Origin of the sequence: Mycolicibacterium arseniciresistens (assembly GCF_030519285.1) — a bacterium.
Lineage (GTDB): Bacteria > Actinomycetota > Actinomycetes > Mycobacteriales > Mycobacteriaceae > Mycobacterium > Mycobacterium arseniciresistens.
On sequence record NZ_JAUMSQ010000166.1, the window covers coordinates 1 to 20,477 of the forward strand.

General features: G+C 65.2%; 23 protein-coding genes. 12 read left to right on the top strand and 11 right to left on the bottom strand.

What is annotated here, in order from left to right; translation table 11 throughout:
• A partial coding sequence (locus tag Q2100_RS19600) for a glycosyltransferase family 87 protein (RefSeq protein ID WP_302915398.1) occupies window positions 1-1,586 on the top strand: 1,586 nt, incomplete at its 5' end.
• A 78-nt stretch (window positions 1,587-1,664) separates the two neighbouring features.
• On the opposite strand, the gene Q2100_RS19605 is transcribed toward Q2100_RS19600, so the two are convergent.
• Window positions 1,665-2,318 (bottom strand): DUF2076 domain-containing protein, encoded by a 654-nt coding sequence (locus tag Q2100_RS19605; protein ID WP_302915399.1) that lies wholly within the window; start codon window positions 2,316-2,318, stop codon window positions 1,665-1,667.
• A gap of 175 nt (window positions 2,319-2,493) precedes the next feature.
• Here Q2100_RS19605 and rpsF point away from each other — a divergent pair, with 175 nt between their 5' ends.
• The 5 genes from rpsF to dnaB all read left to right on the top strand — a co-directional run bounded on the left by rpsF (window position 2,494) and on the right by dnaB (window position 6,095).
• Window positions 2,494-2,784, top strand: coding sequence for a 30S ribosomal protein S6 (gene rpsF / locus Q2100_RS19610; RefSeq protein ID WP_264012658.1), 291 nt, complete (start codon window positions 2,494-2,496; stop codon window positions 2,782-2,784).
• A gap of 122 nt (window positions 2,785-2,906) precedes the next feature.
• Window positions 2,907-3,428: a single-stranded DNA-binding protein gene (locus tag Q2100_RS19615; RefSeq protein ID WP_302915400.1), complete on the top strand. Its 522-nt coding sequence runs from the start codon at window positions 2,907-2,909 to the stop codon at window positions 3,426-3,428.
• A 53-nt stretch (window positions 3,429-3,481) separates the two neighbouring features.
• A complete protein-coding gene (gene rpsR / locus Q2100_RS19620; protein ID WP_264012656.1) occupies window positions 3,482-3,745 on the top strand; it encodes a 30S ribosomal protein S18 in 264 nt (87 codons plus the stop codon).
• A 31-nt stretch (window positions 3,746-3,776) separates the two neighbouring features.
• Window positions 3,777-4,232, top strand: coding sequence for a 50S ribosomal protein L9 (rplI, locus tag Q2100_RS19625; RefSeq protein ID WP_269894896.1), 456 nt, complete (start codon window positions 3,777-3,779; stop codon window positions 4,230-4,232).
• A gap of 483 nt (window positions 4,233-4,715) precedes the next feature.
• Window positions 4,716-6,095, top strand: a complete 1,380-nt coding sequence (gene dnaB / locus Q2100_RS19630; RefSeq protein ID WP_264012654.1) for a replicative DNA helicase — start codon at window positions 4,716-4,718, stop codon at window positions 6,093-6,095.
• A gap of 429 nt (window positions 6,096-6,524) precedes the next feature.
• Here the strand turns inward: dnaB and Q2100_RS19635 are convergent, their stop codons facing one another.
• Entirely contained in the window at window positions 6,525-7,142 is a 618-nt protein-coding gene (locus Q2100_RS19635) for a methyltransferase family protein (RefSeq protein WP_302915401.1), read from the bottom strand.
• 36 nt (window positions 7,143-7,178) lie between these two features.
• Window positions 7,179-7,775 carry a class I SAM-dependent methyltransferase gene (locus tag Q2100_RS19640; protein ID WP_302915402.1) on the bottom strand — a complete coding sequence of 199 codons (597 nt, stop codon included), beginning with the start codon at window positions 7,773-7,775 and terminating at the stop codon, window positions 7,179-7,181.
• A gap of 290 nt (window positions 7,776-8,065) precedes the next feature.
• On the opposite strand from Q2100_RS19640, the gene Q2100_RS19645 reads away from it, so the two are divergent.
• Together Q2100_RS19645 and Q2100_RS19650 are read left to right on the top strand one after the other, a co-directional pair.
• Window positions 8,066-8,431, top strand: a complete 366-nt coding sequence (locus Q2100_RS19645) for an ArsR/SmtB family transcription factor (protein ID WP_302915403.1) — start codon at window positions 8,066-8,068, stop codon at window positions 8,429-8,431.
• Window positions 8,432-8,968: 537 nt separating this feature from the next.
• Entirely contained in the window at window positions 8,969-9,562 is a 594-nt protein-coding gene (locus Q2100_RS19650; RefSeq protein ID WP_302915404.1) for a TlpA family protein disulfide reductase, read from the top strand.
• A 398-nt stretch (window positions 9,563-9,960) separates the two neighbouring features.
• Here Q2100_RS19650 and Q2100_RS19660 read toward each other — a convergent pair whose 3' ends face one another.
• On the bottom strand, window positions 9,961-11,271 hold the full coding sequence (locus Q2100_RS19660; protein WP_302915405.1) for a ferredoxin reductase family protein: 1,311 nt from the start codon (window positions 11,269-11,271) through the stop codon (window positions 9,961-9,963).
• A gap of 76 nt (window positions 11,272-11,347) precedes the next feature.
• Here Q2100_RS19660 and Q2100_RS19665 point away from each other — a divergent pair, with 76 nt between their 5' ends.
• On the top strand, window positions 11,348-11,956 hold the full coding sequence (locus tag Q2100_RS19665; protein ID WP_302915406.1) for a cytochrome b5 domain-containing protein: 609 nt from the start codon (window positions 11,348-11,350) through the stop codon (window positions 11,954-11,956).
• Window positions 11,957-11,998: 42 nt separating this feature from the next.
• On the opposite strand, the gene Q2100_RS19670 is transcribed toward Q2100_RS19665, so the two are convergent.
• The 4 genes from Q2100_RS19670 to Q2100_RS19685 form a co-directional block, all read right to left on the bottom strand.
• The gene (locus tag Q2100_RS19670; RefSeq protein WP_302915407.1) at window positions 11,999-13,135 is read right to left on the bottom strand and encodes a cytochrome P450; all 1,137 of its coding nucleotides are present in this window, start codon (window positions 13,133-13,135) and stop codon (window positions 11,999-12,001) included.
• Window positions 13,136-13,157: 22 nt separating this feature from the next.
• Complete coding sequence (locus Q2100_RS19675) at window positions 13,158-13,352, bottom strand: hypothetical protein (protein WP_302915408.1); 195 nt, start codon at window positions 13,350-13,352, stop codon at window positions 13,158-13,160.
• Between the two features lie 741 nt (window positions 13,353-14,093).
• The gene (locus Q2100_RS19680; RefSeq protein ID WP_302915409.1) at window positions 14,094-15,050 is read right to left on the bottom strand and encodes an alpha/beta fold hydrolase; all 957 of its coding nucleotides are present in this window, start codon (window positions 15,048-15,050) and stop codon (window positions 14,094-14,096) included.
• Window positions 15,047-15,688: a TetR/AcrR family transcriptional regulator gene (locus Q2100_RS19685; protein ID WP_302915410.1), complete on the bottom strand. Its 642-nt coding sequence runs from the start codon at window positions 15,686-15,688 to the stop codon at window positions 15,047-15,049. The genes Q2100_RS19680 and Q2100_RS19685 overlap by 4 nt, the downstream gene beginning before the upstream one ends.
• A gap of 77 nt (window positions 15,689-15,765) precedes the next feature.
• On the opposite strand from Q2100_RS19685, the gene Q2100_RS19690 reads away from it, so the two are divergent.
• Window positions 15,766-16,146, top strand: coding sequence for a hypothetical protein (locus Q2100_RS19690; RefSeq protein ID WP_302915411.1), 381 nt, complete (start codon window positions 15,766-15,768; stop codon window positions 16,144-16,146).
• A 471-nt stretch (window positions 16,147-16,617) separates the two neighbouring features.
• Here the strand turns inward: Q2100_RS19690 and Q2100_RS19695 are convergent, their stop codons facing one another.
• The 3 genes from Q2100_RS19695 to Q2100_RS19705 form a co-directional block, all read right to left on the bottom strand.
• Complete coding sequence (locus tag Q2100_RS19695) at window positions 16,618-16,908, bottom strand: protein-S-isoprenylcysteine O-methyltransferase (RefSeq protein ID WP_302915416.1); 291 nt, start codon at window positions 16,906-16,908, stop codon at window positions 16,618-16,620.
• A gap of 697 nt (window positions 16,909-17,605) precedes the next feature.
• Entirely contained in the window at window positions 17,606-18,256 is a 651-nt protein-coding gene (locus tag Q2100_RS19700; RefSeq protein ID WP_302915412.1) for a methyltransferase family protein, read from the bottom strand.
• On the bottom strand, window positions 18,256-18,888 hold the full coding sequence (locus Q2100_RS19705) for a class I SAM-dependent methyltransferase (protein WP_328518129.1): 633 nt from the start codon (window positions 18,886-18,888) through the stop codon (window positions 18,256-18,258). Before Q2100_RS19705 ends, Q2100_RS19700 begins: the two co-directional genes overlap by 1 nt.
• 47 nt (window positions 18,889-18,935) lie before the next feature.
• Here Q2100_RS19705 and Q2100_RS19710 point away from each other — a divergent pair, with 47 nt between their 5' ends.
• Both Q2100_RS19710 and Q2100_RS19715 read left to right on the top strand, forming a co-directional pair.
• Window positions 18,936-19,340, top strand: coding sequence for an ArsR/SmtB family transcription factor (locus Q2100_RS19710; RefSeq protein ID WP_302915413.1), 405 nt, complete (start codon window positions 18,936-18,938; stop codon window positions 19,338-19,340).
• Window positions 19,337-20,477: heavy metal translocating P-type ATPase (locus Q2100_RS19715; protein ID WP_302915414.1), on the top strand; the 1,141-nt coding region annotated here is incomplete at its 3' end. The genes Q2100_RS19710 and Q2100_RS19715, both read left to right, overlap by 4 nt.

A 20,477-nucleotide genomic window follows, 5' to 3' on the forward strand; every position in this document is an offset into this window, starting at 1 on the left:
ACGACCGCCGCAGCGCCGACGACCGGGACCTGCCCAGCCGCAACGACACTCTCGGCGCGGCGCTGTCCGGTGTCGTGGGCGGGCCGGTGGGCCGGCACGCGCTGATCGGGCGGCAGCGGTTCTTCACGCCACTTCGGGTGATGCTCGCGATCGCGGTGGTGTTCATGGCGCTGGGCTACACCACCAAGGCGGCGTGCCTGCAGACCGTCGGCGACGGGCCCGCCGATCAGCGGGTGGCCAACTGGCAGAACAACAGGGCCTACTACGAGCTCTGCTACTCCGACACGGTGCCGCTCTACACCGCCGAACTGCTGAATCAGGGCAAATTCCCGTACAAGTCGAGCTGGATCGAGACCGACGCGTCGGATGAACCGCGCATCCAGTACAACGGCGACATCGCGGTGCGCTACATGGAGTATCCGGTACTCACCGGCCTCTACCAGTACTTGTCGATGGCGCTGGCGAAGACATACACGGCGGTGTCGGCGACGGTGTCGCTGCCGCTGATCGCCGAGGTGGTGATGTTCTTCAACATCGCCGCGTTCGGGCTGGCGCTGGCGTGGTTGGCGACGGTGTGGGCGACGTCGCAGCTGGCGGGCCGCCGGGTGTGGGACGCCGCGCTGGTGGCGGCGTCGCCGCTGCTGATCTTCCAGATCTTCACCAACTTCGACGCGCTGGCCACGGCGTTCGCGGTGGGCGCGATGCTGGCCTGGGCGCGCCGAAGACCGGTGCTCGCCGGGGTGCTGATCGGGCTCGGCGTGGCGGCCAAGCTCTATCCGCTGCTGCTGCTCGTGGCGTTGGTGCTGCTGGCGCTGCGCACGGGCCGGGCGCGGGAGGTGGCCAAGACCGCGGGCACGGCGGCGCTGACGTGGCTGCTGGTCAACCTGCCGATCATGGTGCTGTTCCCGCGCGGCTGGTCGGAGTTCTTCCGGCTCAACACCCGTCGCGGGGACGACATGGATTCGCTGTACAACGTGGTGAAGTCGTTCACCGACTGGCGGGGCTTCGACCAGGGGCTGGGGTTCTGGGAACCGCCGACGGTGTTGAACACCGTCACCTTCGTGTTGTTCGCGTCGTGCTGCATCGCGATCGGGTACATCGCGCTGACGGCGCGGCAGCGTCCGCGGGTGGCGCAGTTGGTGTTCCTGGTGGTCGCGGCGTTCCTGTTGACGAACAAGGTGTGGAGTCCGCAGTTCTCGCTGTGGCTGGTGCCGTTGGCGGTGCTCGCGATACCGCACCGGCGAATCCTGTTGGCGTGGATGACGATCGACGCGCTGGTGTGGGTGCCGCGGATGCTGTACCTCTACGGCGAGCAGAACCGCGGACTGCCCGAGCAGTGGTTCACCACGACGGTGCTGCTGCGCGACATCGCGGTGATCGCATTGTGCGCGTTGGTGATCCGGCAGATCTACCGGCCGCAGCTCGACCTGGTGCGATACGGCGGGCGGGTCGACGACCCTGCGGGTGGGGTGTTCGACGGGGCTCCGGACGCGCCGCCACGCTGGTTGCCCGACTGGCTGCGGCCGCACCCGCGGATCGGGCCGTCCCAGCCGCCGCTGTCGGACCGGGCGACCGTCGACGCCTGACGGCTCCCCGTCGCGAGTGTGAAACGTCGGCGGCTTTCGGGCACCTTTCTCGCCAGGGATTCACACTCGGCGCACCGCTCAGCCCCGGTACGGCGCAGGCACGTTCGGTCTCGCGCGGATCCACTCGGCGGTCGACGGCCGCAGCGCCAGCACGAGCGTCAGGATCGGAAACACGACTCCGAGGAGCACAGGGAAGTTGATGGCGAGGGCGAGTCCGGCTGCGGCCGCATCGCCCAGAAGTGCCACGAAGAGGATCATGAAGAGCAGGCTGGTCAGGATGGCGATGGCGCAGCCGGCGACGACGAGCCATCGGCCCACCATCTTGCGCTGATACAGCGTCACGGCTCCGACCGCCAGCATGATCCCGGCGACGATGACGGCCAGGCCGACAATCACGAAGATCACATCGCCCGCGTTGGAGGACCGAGACGGTGTGTTGCCCCAAGCAGGGTCGCGATCCGGCGAGCCGGCCGCCGCCAGTAGCAGCATGCCGAAGCCGAGCATGGCGAACGTGCCGAGTCCTGCGAGCACAGCCGCGGCGTTCGCCGTGCCGCCGCTCGGACCGGCGGGCCGCACCGGTGGGTACTGATGACCGCCGGAGTAGCCCTGCTGTGGATAGCCGTGCTGCGGGTAGCCGTGCTGCGGGTAGCCGGGCTGTTGCGGATAACCCTGCTGCGGGTAGCCCGGCTGCTGCGGATGGCCCTGGCCGTAGGGCCCGTACGGATAGTTCACTCAACCCCCTCGACGACACGTGAGGCCAGCCTAACGGCGGTCGACCGGGTGGCCGTGCACGGATTTCGCAGCTCAGGCCGCTGTCCTGTAACCTGGGCCGGTTGCCGACGCAGGCGACCCTCCTGCCACGGACAGTCCGTGGCCGCACACGACCATAGGAGGTGATGGGTTCCTTATGCGTCCATACGAAATCATGGTCATCCTCGACCCCACGCTCGATGAGCGGACGGTGTCCCCCTCGCTGGAGACGTTCCTGAACGTCATCCGCAAGGACGGCGGCACGGTTGACAAGGTCGACATCTGGGGCCGGCGCCGCCTGGCCTACGAGATCGCCAAGCACGCCGAGGGCATCTACGCCATCGTCGACGTGAAGGCCGAACCGGCCACGGTGTCCGAGCTGGATCGCCAGCTCAACCTGAACGAGTCCGTGCTGCGGACCAAGGTGATGCGGACCGACAAGCACTAAGTCGCTTGACGGCCTGTGCGCGTCGGGGCAGTTCCGTAGGCTCGCCTGCGACTGCTGTCCAACGCGTACACCGCCCGCGATGAGCGCTTGCGCGAAGAGCTGACAACCAACAGGAGGACTTCGTGGCTGGTGACACCGTCATCACGGTGATCGGAAACCTGACCGCCGACCCCGAACTGCGGTTCACCCCGTCGGGCGCGGCCGTCGCGAACTTCACGGTCGCGTCGACCCCGCGCATGTTCGACCGTCAGACCAACGAATGGAAAGACGGCGAGGCGCTGTTCCTGCGCTGCAACATCTGGCGCGAGGCCGCGGAGAACGTGGCCGAGAGCCTCACCCGCGGTTCGCGGGTGATCGTGCAGGGCCGGCTCAAGCAGCGCTCGTTCGAGACGCGCGAGGGTGAGAAGCGCACCGTGGTGGAGCTCGAGGTCGACGAGATCGGCCCGTCGCTGCGCTACGCGACCGCCAAGGTCAACAAGGCCAGCCGCAGCGGCGGCGGCGGCGGTGGCGGCGGCGGCTTCGGTGCCAGCGGCGGCAGTGGCGGTGGGGGCAACTCACGCCCGGCCGAGCCCAAAGACGATCCGTGGGGCAGCGCGCCTGCGTCGGGTTCATTCTCCGGCGCGGACGACGAACCGCCCTTCTAGACAACACATATCTGCGGACTGCGATCCGCGAACTTTGAGAAAGAGAAAGACACATGGCCAAGTCCTCCACCAAGCGGCGGCCGGCACCCGAGAAGCCGGTCAAGACCCGCAAGTGCGTGTTCTGCTCCAAGAAGGGCAAGAACCAGATCATCGACTACAAGGACACGCAGCTGCTGCGTACCTACATCAGTGAGCGCGGCAAGATCCGTGCCCGCCGCGTGACCGGCAACTGCGTCCAGCACCAGCGCGACATCGCCATCGCGGTCAAGAACGCCCGCGAGGTCGCGCTGCTGCCGTTCAGCGCGTCGACGCGGTAGTCCCGGCCCGATAGAACGAAAGACTGAAGAGATGAAGCTCATTCTCACTGCTGACGTCGACAACCTGGGCGTGCCCGGGGACACCGTCGAGGTCAAGGACGGCTACGGCCGCAACTTCCTGCTGCCCCGTGGTCTGGCCATCGCCGCGTCGCGCGGCGCCGAACGACAGGCCGACGAGATCCGCCGGGCCCGCGAGCTGAAGACGGTTCGCGGACTGGAGCACGCCAACGAGCTCAAGATCGCGCTCGAGGGCCTCGACACGGTGGATCTGCCCGTCAACGCCTCCGCCGAGACCGGCAAGCTGTTCGGGTCGGTCACCGCGACGTCCGTCGTGGCGGCGATCAAGAAGGCCGGTGGCCCGAACCTGGACAAGCGGACCGTGTCGCTGCCCAAGGCCCACATCAAGGCGCTCGGCGAGCACCCGGTGACCGTGCGTCTGCACCCCGACGTGCAGGCCACCGTCACGCTCAACGTCGTCGCCCAGTAATAACGCACGCGACAATACGCCCGGGTTGGGACCCCTCGAGGTCCCGGCCCGGGCGTAGCTGTGCGCGCTGGCGAACAATGTGCTATCGGTCGCGCGCAGCGAAGATAACCGGCCGTTAACCTAGGTGGCGCTGAGGCGAAACACAACACGCCCGAGTCGGCAACCCGGCACGACACGCCGAAGAACTTTCCATCCACAACACTGCACGTCCCCTGTGATGCGCTTATCTGCGGATTTATCCGGATAACGAACGAGATTCCACAGGTTGTCCCCAGCGACTCAACATGGCCGTCCAGCGATATCCACACGTCATGCACAGGTCTATGCACAGGGCCGGTATCGGGTGCCTCCAGCAACGCCTAACGTGATCGTGCGCGGAGCGGTTCGGGGGTTCGCCGACGTGAGTTGTCGGGGGGCGGCCTTACAGTCGCGATAGACAACGATCGAACCTGCGTTCGAGCCGATCTGGGGGAGGGTGGCGCCGTGGCTGTGGTCGACGACCTCGGGCATTCGGGTATGGATGGTGCCCCGCCCAGCGAGGACTTCGGCCGCCAACCGCCGCAGGACGCCGCCGCTGAGCAGGCGGTACTGGGCGGAATGCTGCTGAGCAAGGACGCGATCGCCGACGTGCTGGAGAAGCTGCGGCCCGGCGACTTCTACCGGCCGGCGCACCAGAACGTCTATGACGCGATCCTCGATCTCTACGGCCGCGGCGAGCCCGCCGATGCGGTCACCGTCGCCGCAGAACTGGACCGCCGGAGCCTGCTGCGGCGCATCGGTGGTGCGCCGTACCTGCACACGCTGATCTCCACGGTGCCGACGGCCGCGAATGCCGGGTACTACGCCGGCATCGTGGCGGAGAAGGCGTTGCTGCGCCGCCTGGTGGAGGCGGGCACCCGGGTGGTGCAGTACGGCTACGCCGGCGCTGACGGCGCCGACGTGAGCGACGTGGTGGACCGCGCGCAGGCCGAGATCTACGACGTCACCGAGCGGCGCGCCTCCGAGGACTTCGTCGTCCTCGAGGAACTGCTGCAGCCGACGATGGACGAGATCGACGCGATTGCCTCGCAGGGCGGTATCGCGCGCGGTGTGCCGACGGGCTTCACCGAACTCGATGAGGTGACCAACGGGCTGCACTCCGGGCAGATGATCATCATCGCCGCGCGCCCGGGCGTGGGCAAGTCGACCCTTGGATTGGATTTCATGCGGTCGTGCTCGATCAAGCACCAGCTGCCGAGCGTCATCTTCTCGCTGGAGATGAGCAAGTCCGAGATAGTGATGCGGCTGCTCTCGGCCGAGGCGAAGATCAAACTGGCCGACATGCGTTCGGGCCGGATGAGCGACGACGACTGGACGCGCCTCGCGCGGCGGATGAGTGAGATCAGCGAAGCGCCGCTGTACATCGACGACTCGCCGAACCTGACGATGATGGAGATCCGAGCCAAGGCGCGGCGGCTGAGCCAGAAGGTCGGGCTGCGGATGATCGTGGTCGACTACATGCAGCTGATGTCGTCGGGCAAGAAGTACGAGTCCCGCCAGCAGGAAGTGTCGGACTTCTCGCGAAGCCTGAAGCTGATGGCCAAGGAACTCCACGTGCCGGTGATCGCGATCAGCCAGCTGAACCGCGGGCCGGAGCAGCGCACGGACAAGAAGCCGATGGTGTCGGACCTTCGTGAATCGGGCTCGCTCGAGCAGGATGCCGACATGGTCCTGCTCTTGCACCGGCCCGACGCGTTCGAGCGCGACGACCCGCGCGCCGGCGAGGCGGACCTGATTCTTGGCAAGCACCGCAACGGCCCGACGAAGACGATCACCGTCGCCCACCAACTGCACTTGTCTCGCTTCGCCAACATGGCGAAGTAGGGATCGATCGGGGCTGTAGTTTCTCAAAACCCGTGTCATAGCAGCAATTTGGATGTCATCTCGATGTCATTTATGACATCACGTTGAGAATTTGCGCACCTCGCTCCAACCCGCCCGCTAAGGCTGTCATCGGCGCAACGACATTCCGGCCGGTACCAGGCACGCAGTGGTCCGTTGGCACTCCGTGGTCAGCGATGTTAATCACTGCCTCTGCCAACATCTTTCGGACTCAACGAAGTGGACGGGTGCTGATTCATCTGATGAAAACGGCGACATTAATGGTGGATAACGAATGTTATCCATCAAACCCGCGCCGCCGCGGCCGAGGCTGCTGCGTTATGGCGCCGAGGACGTTTGCAGTTTTGCAATATCGGCGGGCATTGCTCGGCCGGATGTGCAGGTGCGGGACCCGGTGTTGTCGACTCACCATCAATGACGCTGCGGCTTGGCGCGGAGCCGCCCGATGCCGGGGACGAACCGGCCCACCCGAGCCGCGTACTCGTGATAGGCGTGCCCGTGGATGTGGTGCAGGTAGGGCTCTTCGACGAGGCGGACCTGCAGGTGGCTGCCGGCGATGTTCATCACCAGCCCGGCGAGGGCGATTGCGTTGGGCACCAGCAGGGTTAGCCCGAGCACGATGACGTTGAACGAGGTGTAGATGGGGTTGCGCACGATCGCGAAGACGCCGTGGGTGACCAGTGCGGGTCGTTCTGTGGGGTCGACGGTGGTGCGCCAAGACGGCCCCATCGCGAGTTGGGCGCGGAAGGCGGCCAGGACACCGGTCGCGGCGAGCGTGATCCCGGTGACGCGGATCGGCAGGTGATCGAGCACCAGCAGCGGGGGCAGGCCGAGCAGTTCGGCGACGGGGGCGGCGATGCCCGCCAGCAGGAATCCCAGCGCGAATGTTCCTCGCGCTAACCACTGCTTGGTTGTGCGAGGGACGCGGATACCGCTGTCACCGGTGCGATGGCGTTGAATCCTGATCCGCACCAGGCCGTCGAGCACCAACGTGGCGGCGAACAGGATCAAGGCAATGAGGGCGAACATGAAGGTCGGGCTTTCGTAGTGGCGAAACGTGGTGGGCTATGTCTTTTGGGCGGCTCCGACGAAAACCAGCCCGCCGAGGTGGTGTTCGATGCGTGCGGTGCCGTGCAGGCCGTGGCGGGCGAGTTCGGCGGCGAATTCGTCTGCCTCGAAGCGGTTTTCGCGTGGGTGAACAGTGAAGGTGCGAAATGCCCAGGTGTCAAGCAGGTGGCGGGGCACTTCTTCGAACAGCAGCAGTCCACCCGGTCGCAGTACGCGGGCGATCTCGGCGATGGCCTGCTGCCAGTGCGGGACGTGGTGGATGATGCCGAAGTCGACGACGGTGTCGTGGCTGGAGGCTGGTTGATGGATGTCGCAGGCATCGCCGACCGATAGCGTCACGGGACGGTCGTGCAGGCGTTTGCGTGCGAGCTCGACCATGGTGTCGTCGAGGTCGAACGCGGTGACGCGACGGGCGTGGAGGCGATCGAGGATGACTTCGGCGCCGACGCCTCGGCCGCAGCCGATTTCGAGCACCTCCTGGCCCCTCAGGTCGCCGCCGCCAAGGCGCCGAAACCATGCCGCTTCGCGGTGGTGTTGGTGGACAGCGCGGATAGGGTTGTTCATCGCGGCGCGTTCGATCGCGTTCAGTTTCATCCGATGACCTCCTCGTCGGTTGTCGTGTTTTCGGCCGTGGTCTGGAAATCGACTGCTGGAGTTGTGAGTCTGTGTGCGGCTGCGGCCGGCACCGCCTGCACTGCGTGGTGGAGGTGCTGTCGGGCGGATCGCGCCGCAACACACCCAAACACCCCGACGGCAGCGCAGTGCCAGCCCAGCCGGATAGCTGCGGCGTGCGGTCCGCCGTCGCCCACTCCAACAAACCAATCAGGTTCCTCGGTTGACACCGATATTTCTCGATCATGAATCTCCTACGCTATCATCGCGGTATGCCGATGCACAATGTTCAATCCGAAACCGCCGCCGCGGAAAGACAGGGCCTGGCAGCGGCGGTGGCGTTGTTTCACGGCCTGTCCGACCCGACGCGGCTGGCGATCACCCGTCGCCTAGCGCACGGGGAGGCTCGGGTGGTGGATCTGACCCGGTTGCTGCGGTTGCCGCAGTCGACCGTCTCCTCACATATCGCGTGCCTGCGGGACTGCGGTTTGGTCGTCGGTCGGGCCGAGGGCCGTCAGATGTTCTACAGCCTGACCCGTCCCGAGTTAATGGATCTGTTTGCCGCCGCCGAAACGCTGTTGGCAGCCACCGGTAGCGCGGTTGCGCTGTGTCCCACCTACGGCGCCACAGCACAGTGACACGATGAACAACGGTGTGCGATGAGCACCGCCAGCGACTGCGGCAGTGACGAACTGCGCACCGGCGAGCAGTCCGCGCTCGCGCACTCGACGACAGCACCCGCCGCCAGGGGGCGATCGACAGCGGGAGGGCTGCGACGACGGGCACGGGGATCGCATTTTGGTGATGTGCGGTGCAGGCGGCCAACGTCGGGCTTTGGTGCTCTTGTCTGGTGGTGTGTCTGTTGTTGGCCCAGCCAGGGCGCGAAAGGCGAACGCACAGGACGATGGTGGGCGTTACACCCGCCAGATCGATCAGCGCACTGACCCAGATCGCCGCCATGCGCTGTAGTCCGGCAACGAGCTGACCGCCGGATCTTGGCCGGATGCGCCGCTGGATCGGGCGCGCGGGTGCGCCGCACTGGACGACAACGGCGCCCTGTGCACGGTCATCCTTCCGGTGGATCCGGGAGTCAGTGCGGCTGCACGCGTCATCTACTATCTACGTACCCAAATAGTAGTCGGTTTAGCGCTGGTCACCAGCAGGGTAGGGGTTTCATGCGGCGCCAACGACGCTTACTGGCCGTCTGCAGCGTTGTGGCGGCGGCCGTCGTGGTGGCCGGATGCGGGAGCGGACAAGATGCCGTCGCCCAGGGCGGCACGTTCGATTTCGTTTCACCGGGTGGTAAGACTGAGATCTTTTACGATCCGCCCGACACCCGTGGCACGATCGGCGACCTTTCCGGGCCCGATTTGTTCGACGACAAGACAATCGGCGTCTCCGCGTTCGCCGGCAAGGTTGTGGTGATCAACATCTGGGGATCCTGGTGCGCGCCGTGCCGGACCGAAACCCCCGAACTGGAGAAGGTGTTCGCGGCGACCGAGAGATTAGGGGTGGCGTTCTTGGGTATCGACGTGCGCGACAGGCGGACCGCAGCCCAGGATTTCGTCACCGACCGCGGCGTACGGTACCCGTCGATCTTCGACCCCGAGATGCGCAGCCTGATCGCCCTGGGCAAGGGTTATCCCACCAGCGTTGTGCCGACCACCCTGGTGTTGGATCGCGAGCACCGCGTCGCGGCCGTGTTCTTGAAGGCGCTGCTTGTCGAGGATTTGCAGCCGGTCGTCGAGCGCGTCGCGGCCGAGAGGTGAGCGTGCTTGCGCAAGGGCGTCGGTGACGCATTAGTTCCGCCGCGGCGTCGGGGCCGGCGTGGTGTCGTTTGCCTCGCAGTGTTGTATGCCTTTGATGCCGGGTTATCTGTCCTACCTCGCCAGCGTCGCAGGCCAGGACACGTCGTCCGACGCGGCCGTCAGGCGCCGGGGAGTCCTCGCACACCGCTGGCGTCGCGCTGTGGTCGGTCTAAGCATTTCGGGGCGGCGCGCTGGGTGAAGCCGACGATCATGAATCGGTTGTCGGCCCCGCTTGTTAGGACTGTGATATAGCAATATGAACTAAACGCGGCGGCGCGCATGACCTGCCGGATGAACAGTGGCCGCTTGAAGGATTATCCGGAGAAGCCGATTTGGCTGACATCCGGGATCGACCCGGGCTAGTAGAGCCTGAATTCTTCGAGAACGATGTGGTGGCGGTTGATGCCGGCGCGGCGCAGATCGCGCTTGACGTCATGCAGCATCGCTGCTGGGCCGCAGATGAAATACCTGTAGTCGGCCCCGACCAGATGTTGCTCCATCTTTCCCACGGTGAATCGGCCGTGGACTGCGCTTTCCCACAGTCTTAACGTGACCTTGTTGCCGATACCGGACTCATTGATCCATTGTTCTAAGTCAGCTAGGAAGACGGCGTCGGCCTTGGTCCTCACTACATAGTACAAATCGATGTGTGCGGCCGACTGGACGGCGGACAATTCTCTTACACGACTGACGAAGGGCGTGACGCCGATCCCCCCGGCGATCCAGACTTGATTGCCGCCACCTTCGAAGGTGAATCGTCCGTATGGGCCTTCCACATCGACGTCAATCCCGCCTTCCAGGCTCCGCAGCGTTGCGGTGTAGTCGCCGATGGACTTTGCGCCGAAAGAAATATGCGGGTCAAGCGGAGAACTGGTGAACGAGAACGGATGAGGCTCGTCCGTTATGCCACGCGAGCCCTTTACGCGCATGAAGAAAAACTGGCCCGCCTCGTATCTGACCGGCCGACCGGTCGGAAGGAGCCGCGCCTCAACCGCATTATTGTGACGCTTCACCGAGCGGACCTTATAGGGATAGCGACGCACGAGCCATCTGCCGAGGGGCACCCGATAGGCAAAGGCCAACACGCCGACTGCGAGCACCGACACCATGTACGCCCGCAGATGCGGCGCTGCCGACAGATTTCCCGGAATCAAGTACACGTGGAAACTGGCAAGCAGCAGCGGCAGACCGAGCCAGCGGTGCGTGGCCTTCCACCGGTGATACGGAATGCGAACGAAGAACGTGATCACCAACAACGTCACCAGACTCAGTAGGGCCAGGACTCCGAGCAGCCTCGACATCTCGTCGAGGCCGGGAGTGAGGAAAGAAGCAGCCAGCGGTAGGGACATGGGCAGGTATTGCAGACTCAAGAACAGTGGATGTGCCAACAGAAACATGAGAGCAAAAGCCCCAATGCGATGGTGTGCGCTGTAGATCCGCGGCAGGCCATTCATCAATTCTTCGAGCCACCGCACTCTCGCCGCCAACACGAAATTAAGGGAAAGTAGCGAAGCGCCAATTAACCCGCATAGTTGTCCGATTGACCGGACGATAGCGGCCGAGCCGCCCCACGCATCGAGTCCAGCGGCGGATTGCCACAAGCTCACCGGAATTACCAGAAATCCCGCCAAAAGTAGGTATGCTGACAATGGCTTGGCCGATGACTGCATACCATCATTGTAGCGGTCACTACCGCGTTGCCGTTGAGGCATTGCACGCCGAATTGGGTCGCTCTATACTAGAGAAGTGAAGCTCAAGACGATAGTAGGCGCTGCTCTTATCGTCTTCGCTATTGTTGTCACCAGCATTCTCATAGCGAATTGGACTAATCGATCTTCGACTAGCGGTTCGAGCCAAACAAGGCCCGACGATGCGCAAACAGGCGGAACGAATAATCAAACTTTGACCGCTGAAGAAGTGGCCCGACACAATTCGGCGAGCGATTGCTGGATCATCATTAACAATAACGTTTTCAACGTCACACCTTTCATTAACTCGCATCCCGGCGGCGCGGCCAGGATTACCGGCCAATGCGGTAGGGACGCGACAACGGCTTTCGACACGCAAGCTGGCCAAGGCTCACATTCAAATGCCGCCCGTGAGCAACTAGCGAACCTGCAGATCGGCAGACTGGGGCTGCCGTTGGATACGCCGCCGGACCAGGTGCAGGCCCCTGTCCCGGTACAGGCTGCCGGTCGGCTGCCGCCACTTGTCCAGGCCCGTTACCCCGGTGCGATCGTCCTCAGCAGCGAAGAAGACGACGACGAACAGCGCTATTTCATTTCCGTCAACGGCCAATGCCGTGAGATACGGATCGAGGAGGGCGCCGTCGAGCGTGACCGTCCGTGCGACTAGCGCTGGCCGACCACATCGAGGCTGTTGCTTGCCTTGCGGCGTTCATGTCCGGGTACCGGTAGCCGACGAATCGCGCGCGGTTACCGCGAATTCCAGATTGAAGTGATTGAACGTCATCGGCAGCGGCCGATCCGGTGAGGGCCTGGGCTTCGATCGCAGCTCGAAGCTCAGCAAATCTAGTAGATGTGCGAGCAGCGTGCTGGTGACAAACAGGACAAGATTTCGTCCAGGGCATACCGCCGGCCCGCCGCTGAACGGCACGAGCTGCGGGTACTGCTGCGCGCGCCCGTCGAGCCAGACGTCGGGTGTGAAGTCGTGGGCGAATGCAAGCAGCTCCTCGTCGCGGTGAAACGCCGGCGTCACGATCAGCAGCGCGGCTCCCGCGGGGATGGTGAATCGGTCCTTGCCGTCGCCCCAGTGGGTGTCTTCGGTGGTGTCGCGCAGGATCGTGGGCGTAGTGGGCCACAGTCGCAGCGAGTCCAAGACGCAGGCACGCAAGTAGGGCCGCGGCTGTGGACGGTCCAGTTCTGTTGCCTCGTCCAGGGCATGGGCACAATGGTCAGGATGGGTTGCCAGCAGCGCCAGCGTGCGCAACAGTGCGATGCCTGCAGCGTCGAATGCGAACAACCAGTGCGGCACCTGACCCACCGGATCGACGGCTCCGTTGACCGGCACCTGCGCCGCAGCGCCGAGAAGGCTTGCCGGGTCCGGGTTTTCGGCGTACCGATACAGCTTCTCGGTGAACTGGTGACGCCGTCGGTAATGAGGCAACGCCAAGAACGCCCAGTTGCCTGCCGCGCGCAGTCGCCAGAGCTGATCGGTGATGGTTTCATCGTCGCGCGCCTGCTCGCCCAGCACCAGGCGTCGTACCAGCCGCCACCAACCGGTGATGAACTGCGAGGCATCCATGTGTGTGTTCACGTCGGATGTGAGGGACGCCGCCGCCTGGGCAATCGCGGCGGAAAATTCGGCCCCCAGCCGGTGGATCGGTGCTTCGGTGTCCAGCGCGGCCTCGTTGACGGCGCGTCGGCGTTCCCGCATCGAGCTGCTGGACAGCAATACGCCGTGCGGCTGAAACCACTGCAACGCTTGGCGTTTCTCTCGGCTGGCGGCGTGAAACGGCGTCGGCGCTTGCTCAAGTACGCGGGCAACGTCGTCGGAATCGAGCACCACGACCACGCGTCGCCCCGGAATCACCAATTCAACTGGACCGGCACCGAATTGGCGTCTTAGTGATCGGAGCCGACTTGACCGCGCGCTCGTCGGCCTGCAGGCGCTCCAGCACCGGCATCACTACGCGACGGCGGGCGAGCACACCCGCCGCAATCGAGGCGAATCCGAGATCGGCCAGTGCGGCTGCCGCCTGTAAACCGGTGAGCCGATGGTTCATGGCCATACCGGCTGGACCTACCCCGCTGCGCCTGGGGTCAAACCTGCGCCAGTCACGAGGCTCAGCGCACGCCTGACGACGGCCGGTGATGACACCCGACCATCCGGTGCGGCTCTTTTCACTTCGAATCAACTCGCTTCAGGTCGGATCGAGTGGATGCGACCGTCACCGGGTCGGCATCGCCCGCCGCGGCGCGTCGTCATCTGCTGCGCCCTGGGTTCCACGCAGAAAACGTGTTCCACCTGCCGCATACCATTGGGCGCCATCAACATCGAGCGCAGAAATGTCATCACACCGCTGCGAAGATGGGGTTTGTGACGACGGGAGGAGTCCCGGGTAGCCCGGGTGGTGCGCTCGGTTTCCTCCACGCCGAAGGGTCAGGATTTGCCTATCGCGTGCCCGCCGGCGAAGACGGCAAGATTCTCCCCACCACCAGCAGTCAGGAGTTGGCGCCGCGACGCCGGTGAACCTGGCCCGACGGTGGGGACGCACCCAACCAGCCGTGGTCGCGGTGTGGAACCACAACGGTCGGTCAGGTCGGGATGTGATCTCCCGCCCTTGCCATATGAGCCGAACAAGGGCTTTAGCTGCCGGGCATCCGCCCACGCCCGTGTGGTGGTTGGCATGGTGTGCAAGGCGACGGTCCTGATGGCGGTCGCGGTGGGGCCGAAACGACGCACACCCGGTGTCACTGGTCTGCGGCAGGTCACCGCCAGAGACCAATGTGCCCACATGCTCATGCAGGATCTATCCGCCGATCTGTTCCAAGAACGGCACGACAATGTCCAGGAATGCTCGAGGACGCTCGAGCATGATCATGTGCCCGGAGCCTTCGACAACGACGGTGCGATGCTGAGGGGCACGTTCGGCAAACCCCCTCGTGTCGCTCAGTGGCACGATGAGGTCGTGGTCGCCGACAACGGACAGCAAAGGACAACGGAGATGGTCGAGCCCCCAGTACGGGTCGGGCGTGCGCCCGATGGCGGCCGCGGTTGAGAGCACCCCTGGGGCACCGGCACCATCAACGAGCAACGCGGCATCAGCGGCGGTGAGTTCGCCGGGCCGATACGCATAGGGGAACAACGCCACCCGGCGAAGAGAGGCAGACCGCGCGACCGCGCGCTTCAACGCTGCGGGCGCCGGCAAGGCCGCCGACAGAACCTCGGCATAGATGGCCGCGAATTCACGTGGATGCTTACGCAGATTTTTGAGCAACCGCCGCAAGCCCAGCAATTGGGAGAAAGTGGTCACCGCGCCGGCGACGCTGATCAAGCCGGCCGCGAGCTGCGGATGGCGGATGCCAAAGCGCAGCGCTATCGGCCCGCCCATGGAGTGTCCCGCCAGGACGGCCCGATCGATTCGTAGTTCACGGCACAACGCCGCGGCGGTGTCGGCGAACGTCTCAGCGGTTGGTGTCGCGGTGGGCCGCTGCGAGGCGCCGAAGCCGGGCAGGTCCAGCGCCACGACGCGGCGATGTTCGGCGAGCGCAGGCAGGACGGGCAGCCAGTGCTGCCAACGGCCACCCATCCCATGCACCAGAATCACTGCGGGCTGGCCAGCGCCGGTGCGGGCCCCGGAATCGACGAAATTGAGCTGGCGGCCATTGATCTGGATCCGCCGCTGGTGCTCAGCCCAGTCGCCGGCGTAAGCGCCCGCATCGAGTTGCTCCGCGTATTCCTCAGTGGGCGTGACGGTTTCGATCACGGCTGGTTCTCCTTGTTGGTGGTGATGAGCAGCCCGGCGACGAGGATTTCCCGGGCAACGTCGAGCACCGCATCGAATTCGGCGTCCGAAAGTCCGCTGCCGCCGGCCCCAATGTGCGTCGCGATCACGCCGTCCCACGCGGCCCACACGAATCGTGCGGTGCTGCGCGGTTCCAGCGGCCGGATCATCCCGTTATCCATCGCCTCCTGCAGGGCGTGTGCGATCCGGTTGGTTTCATAGTCGACGCGTTCGGCGATGCGCCGACACGCCGCCGAGGAGGCATCGAAACCCGGCCCGTCGACCGGTGGAAAACGAAACAGTCGAAAGTAGCCTGGATGCTCGCGATAGAACCGCAGGTAGCCCTCGGCGAGGCCGAGCAGCCTGCCGACCGGATCCGTGCCGAAGTTGAACCCTTCGTCGCAATACTGCTTGTCCAATTCCAGGGCGCGGTCGATCAACGCCGCGTAGACGCCGTCCTTGCTGCCGAAATGTGTGTACACAGAGCCCAGCGCCACATCCGCTTCGGCGGCCAGCTCGTCGACGGTGGTGGCCTGAAAGCCCTTTGTCAGAAACAGCCGCTCGGCCGCACCCAGGATCGCAGTCGCCGTTCGGGCTATGCGTCGGTCCAGCTTTGTCATCGCGCCCCCAGAGTTGAAGTATGATTATGTTAATGAAATGATACTATAGAAATGAAGTCAGGTTCTAGGAGGCGAAAATGTCTGTGCTTGCCCGCGTGGGGATCGTCGAGCTTGCGGTGGCAGCGTTGTCGGGGTGGGTGATGGTGGTCACCGTCGCGCGACCCGACATGCTCACGCGGCTGGGGGTGCGCCACCTGAACCGCGTCCGGCAGGCGCACATCGATCTCATTCTGATGGGTGTTCTGCTCACAGCGGTCGGTGCGGCAGCCGGAGCAGTCCCCGGGTGGATAGCGGTCCTGCTCATCATCGGTGCCACGCTGCAGCCGGTGATGTTCCTTCCGCTGGCCGTCGACGCCGCGATCCAGGAGCGGGGGCTCTATCGAGCGGCCAACGGCGTGGTGTTCGCCTGCACCAGCATCGGCTGGACAGCCCTGGCCGTGGAGACCCTGATGCGCTGATTGTCCACGACGGGTCTGTAACGACTGGAGAACCAAAGTTGGAACTTTGGTCGGTGAACCGTGTGCGGCACCGCGCCACAGCCGAAATCGGTTGCGGCGCTGCGACCAAGATCAGAGTCGCCCGTGTGATCGAAGGGATCCGACGCCGGGTGAGAATCGGCCGGCGCGCGAGACAACACGGCTCGTACGCGCGTCGTGTACCCGACGCAGATGGGGTTACGTGGTTGCACGTCTTGGCGTACAACCCGGCGGCCGATGTTGGCATGAACCCGCAGAGCGCATTTCCGAGGGCGCGAACTTGATACGGCGTCCGAGGTGCAAGCATGGCCAACCGTGCGGGGCCCGACCCGTTTTCGCAACGCGCACGCGGCTGCTGTTTGATACGGCTTGGCCTGTGCTTCTCTCTCTGTGTACGCCGCAGCCGTCGCTGGGCACTCAGACATGAGCATGCTCTTTGTCCCCCAGCAGACTTCAATGCAGGCGTGGAATGACTCTTCCTGTTCTGTTCATGTAGGCCTGGTACTGGTCTCCGAATTGATCGAGCATCATTTGTTCTTCGCGCCGCACACGCAGGAAGTAGAGCAGAGCAAAGGACACCAAACCTGATGGCCCAGCGATCCAATTCTGCAACAACAACCCCTGGGCGATACTGAGCAGCCAGCCGAACGCGTACATCGGATGTCTTATGTACCGATAGATGCCGCTTGTGATGAGCCGATGTTCCTGCCGCAGTTCAAGCGAATGCGACCAGTATTGCCCCAGAGCGGAATGCGCGCCTCAGAGCAACGGGAGTGCGACGGCGAGGCTGGCCGCCCCAGTCCACCCCATCCGGGAGCGAAGCTTGTAATTGGCGAAATTCAGGGCGGGCGTGAAGATGTGGGCAGCCGGCAGCCCGCCTATCCCGATCGCGAGAACAGCGAGCAGAGTTTTCTCGCGAGCCGTCTTGCGGTCGACGACGATTCAGCGGGTCTGCGCCCGCCGGTGGTAGGGCAGGCGAATCACAGCGATGAAGAAGAATCCGATCGCATAGATGATTTTGAATGTGCGCCGCTCCATTGCACGTTCCTCCCGATGTACCGTGAGCCGCCGAACAGCCCGATTGACCAACTTCAACCCGTTTCGCCCCACCGTCCGCACCTCCCATTAGGCCCCCTGATTTCTGAAGTCGCCGTGCAGGCCTTGCCAGGCCGCCGAACAGCTGTGATGCGGAAGAGGATTCGGCGCAGGTGAAAGGAACCAACCCGAGCCGGCTGCCGTCAAAGACCATTTCACTCCTAGGGAGTGCGCCGTCGTTTTTCGCAGCTTTCCCACGCCGGCGGCGGCGTTGGCACCGGGGTCAACCCCTCGGCGACAACGAGGACGGGTTTGTCGCCGGGACCTCGTCGAGCAGGCGCGGATCGGTGACTGACCCGGCGATGGTGTAGACATGCGACGGGATAAGACGCGGCAGCGTTCGGCATCACTGAGCACCCCGGTTGTCCGGATGTGGCGCCGCGGCGGGCCGGTTTGATCGAACGCGCCCGATGCCAGGCAAGAACCGTCCCACGCGCGAGGCGTAGTCGTCGTAGGCCGGGCCGTGCATGCGACGTAGATAGGGTTCCTCCACCAGTCGCACGGTGGCTTCGATGCCGACCACCGCGATCACCAACCCGCCAAGGGCAATCACGTTGGGCACCATCAACATCAAGCCCACGAATGCGCCCAGCATCGCGCTATAGATGGGGTTTCGCACCAGCCGAAACGGGCCGCCGGTGACCAGGCCGGTGCGCTCGGACTCGTCCACGGCGATGCGCCACGATGCGCCCATCGCAAGTTCGCCGGCGAAGGCGGCCAGGGCGCCCAGTGTCGCCATGACCACGCCGAGCCACCGGGGAAACGGGTGATTGAGCACTCCCAGCGGCGCGAGGCCGACCAGATCGGCGATGGGTGCGGCCACCCCGGTGAGAAGGAGGCCCAGTTGGAAGACCCAGTGCCACCACCACTGCGTGGAGCCGAACGGGATCGAGGATTGGCGCCCGCCGGTGTCGCCGGTGCGGTGTCGCTGAAGCAGCGCGCGGGCGACGACGAGCAGGACGAAGAGGGCAAACAGAACAAGCGCCGCGACAGACATCACGTACCTCCGTTGGCCGGGCAGGGTTTGGCGGCGACACCGAGAAGGAAATCGCCCTGGATGCGGGTGGTCGAGCCGAGCAGCGCCAGGCCGTGGCGGTCCAGCTCGGCCAGGAAGTGCTCGGCGGTGAACCGATCTTCGGTCGGGTGCTCGAGGAACCGTTGGTAGGTGGGCCGGGCCAGTGCGTGGGCGGTGACCTCCTCGAAGTAGAACCGTCCGCCCGGTGTGAGGACGCGGGTCAGTTCGCTGACCGCGTCTCGCCAGTTCGGGATGTGGTGAATGATTCCGAAGTCGAACACCGCGTCATAGCTGTCCTCTGCGGCGCATAACGCGTCACCTAGGTCGGTCGCGCTGCCTTCGGCGAGAACCACCCGGTCGCCGTAGCGGGCGAGCCGCCTGCGAGCGCGGTTGATCATCGCCGGATCGAGGTCGACCGCGTCAACGCTCCCGGCCCCGAACCGGTCGAAGATCAGCTGGACGCCGTAGCCAGAGCCACATCCGATCTCCAGCGCGAGTGACCCAGGGGCCAGCCGGCCCCCGCACCGCAGCAGCGCCTCGGTTTCGTAGAAGCGCTGCACCCACCGCCGCGGCGCCGAGTTCAACAGCGCCGTCTCCACTCGATTCATCAGCATCCAGCCCACCTCGATCCCATCCCGGTAGATACTGCTATTATCGCCGCATGACGATTAATGACAAGGCTGACCCGGTCGGATCAATCGCCGGGGGAACCGATCTGGCCCCGGCGGTGGCGTTGTTCCATGGCCTGTCGGATGCGACGCGATTGGCGATTGTGCAGCGGCTCACGCGGGGTGAGGCGCGGGTGGTCGATCTCATGACGGAGTTGAGTTTGGCGCAGTCGACGGTGTCGGCCCATGTTGCGTGCCTGCGCGATTGCAATCTGGTGATCGGCCGGCCGGAGGGCCGCCAGATCTTCTACAGCCTGACCCGGCCCGAGCTGATGGACCTGCTGGCGTCGGCGGAGACACTGCTGGCCGCCGCCGGTAACGCGGTGCGGCTGTGCCCCAATTACGGCGACCACGCCTCCGCGGCCACGATCACCGAGGACAAGGAGATGACCCGATGAGCGACGCCTGCGGCTGCAGCGACGAGCCACGCGGCGAAGACGCGGAGGAGCGTGAGCCCGAGCGGTTCTGGGAGGTGACCGAGCTGCGCGCCGCGGCCGCCGCGGGCGTGTTGCTGGTCGCCGCGTTGATCGTCGGATGGACCACCGGATCAGAGGTGACGGCGCTGGCGCTCAACGGCGCGGCCTTGCTGATCGGCGCGTACACCTTCGTTCCGTCCACGCTGCGGCGGCTGGTCAAGGGCAAGATCGGGGTCGGCACGCTGATGACGATCGCGGCCATCGGCGCGGTGGCGTTGGGCGAGGTCGGCGAGGCGGCCATGCTGGCCTTCCTGTTCTCCATCAGCGAGGGCTTGGAGGAGTACTCGCTGGCCCGCACCCGCCGGGGCCTTCGGGCGCTGCTGTCGCTGGTGCCCGAGCAGGCCACCGTGCTACGCGAGGGCGCCGAGGTCGTCGTTTCCCCGGCGGAGCTGCGGCTGGGTGATCGGATGCTGGTCAAGCCCGGTGAGCGGCTCGCCACCGACGGCGTCGTCGCGGAAGGCCGCACCGCGCTGGATGTTTCGGCGATCACCGGCGAATCCGTGCCGGTGGAAGCCGGACCGGGCGATGAGGTGTTCGCCGGGTCGATCAATGGCACCGGGGTGCTGACGGTCGGGGTGACCCGCACCGCCGAGGACAACTCGCTGGCCCGGATCGTCAAGATCGTGGAGGCCGAGCAGTCTCGCAAGGGCGCAAGCCAGCGCCTGGCCGATCGCATCGCCAAACCGTTGGTGCCCGGCATCATGATCGCCGCCGTGCTGATCGCCGGGATCGGCAGCCTGTTAGGCGATCCGCTGGTGTGGATCGAACGCGCCCTGGTCGTGCTGGTGGCCGCCTCGCCGTGCGCGCTGGCCATCTCGGTGCCGGTCACCGTGGTCGCGGCGATCGGCGCAGCGAGCCGCCTCGGCGTGCTGGTCAAGGGCGGCGCCGCGCTGGAAGCCCTCGGTGCGATCCGCGGTGTGGCGCTGGACAAGACCGGCACCCTGACCGCGAACCGGCCCACCGTCATCGACGTCGCCACCGCCAACGGCGCCAGCCGCCAGCAGGTGCTCGATGTCGCGGCCGCGCTGGAGGCCCGCAGCGAACACCCGCTCGCGCGGG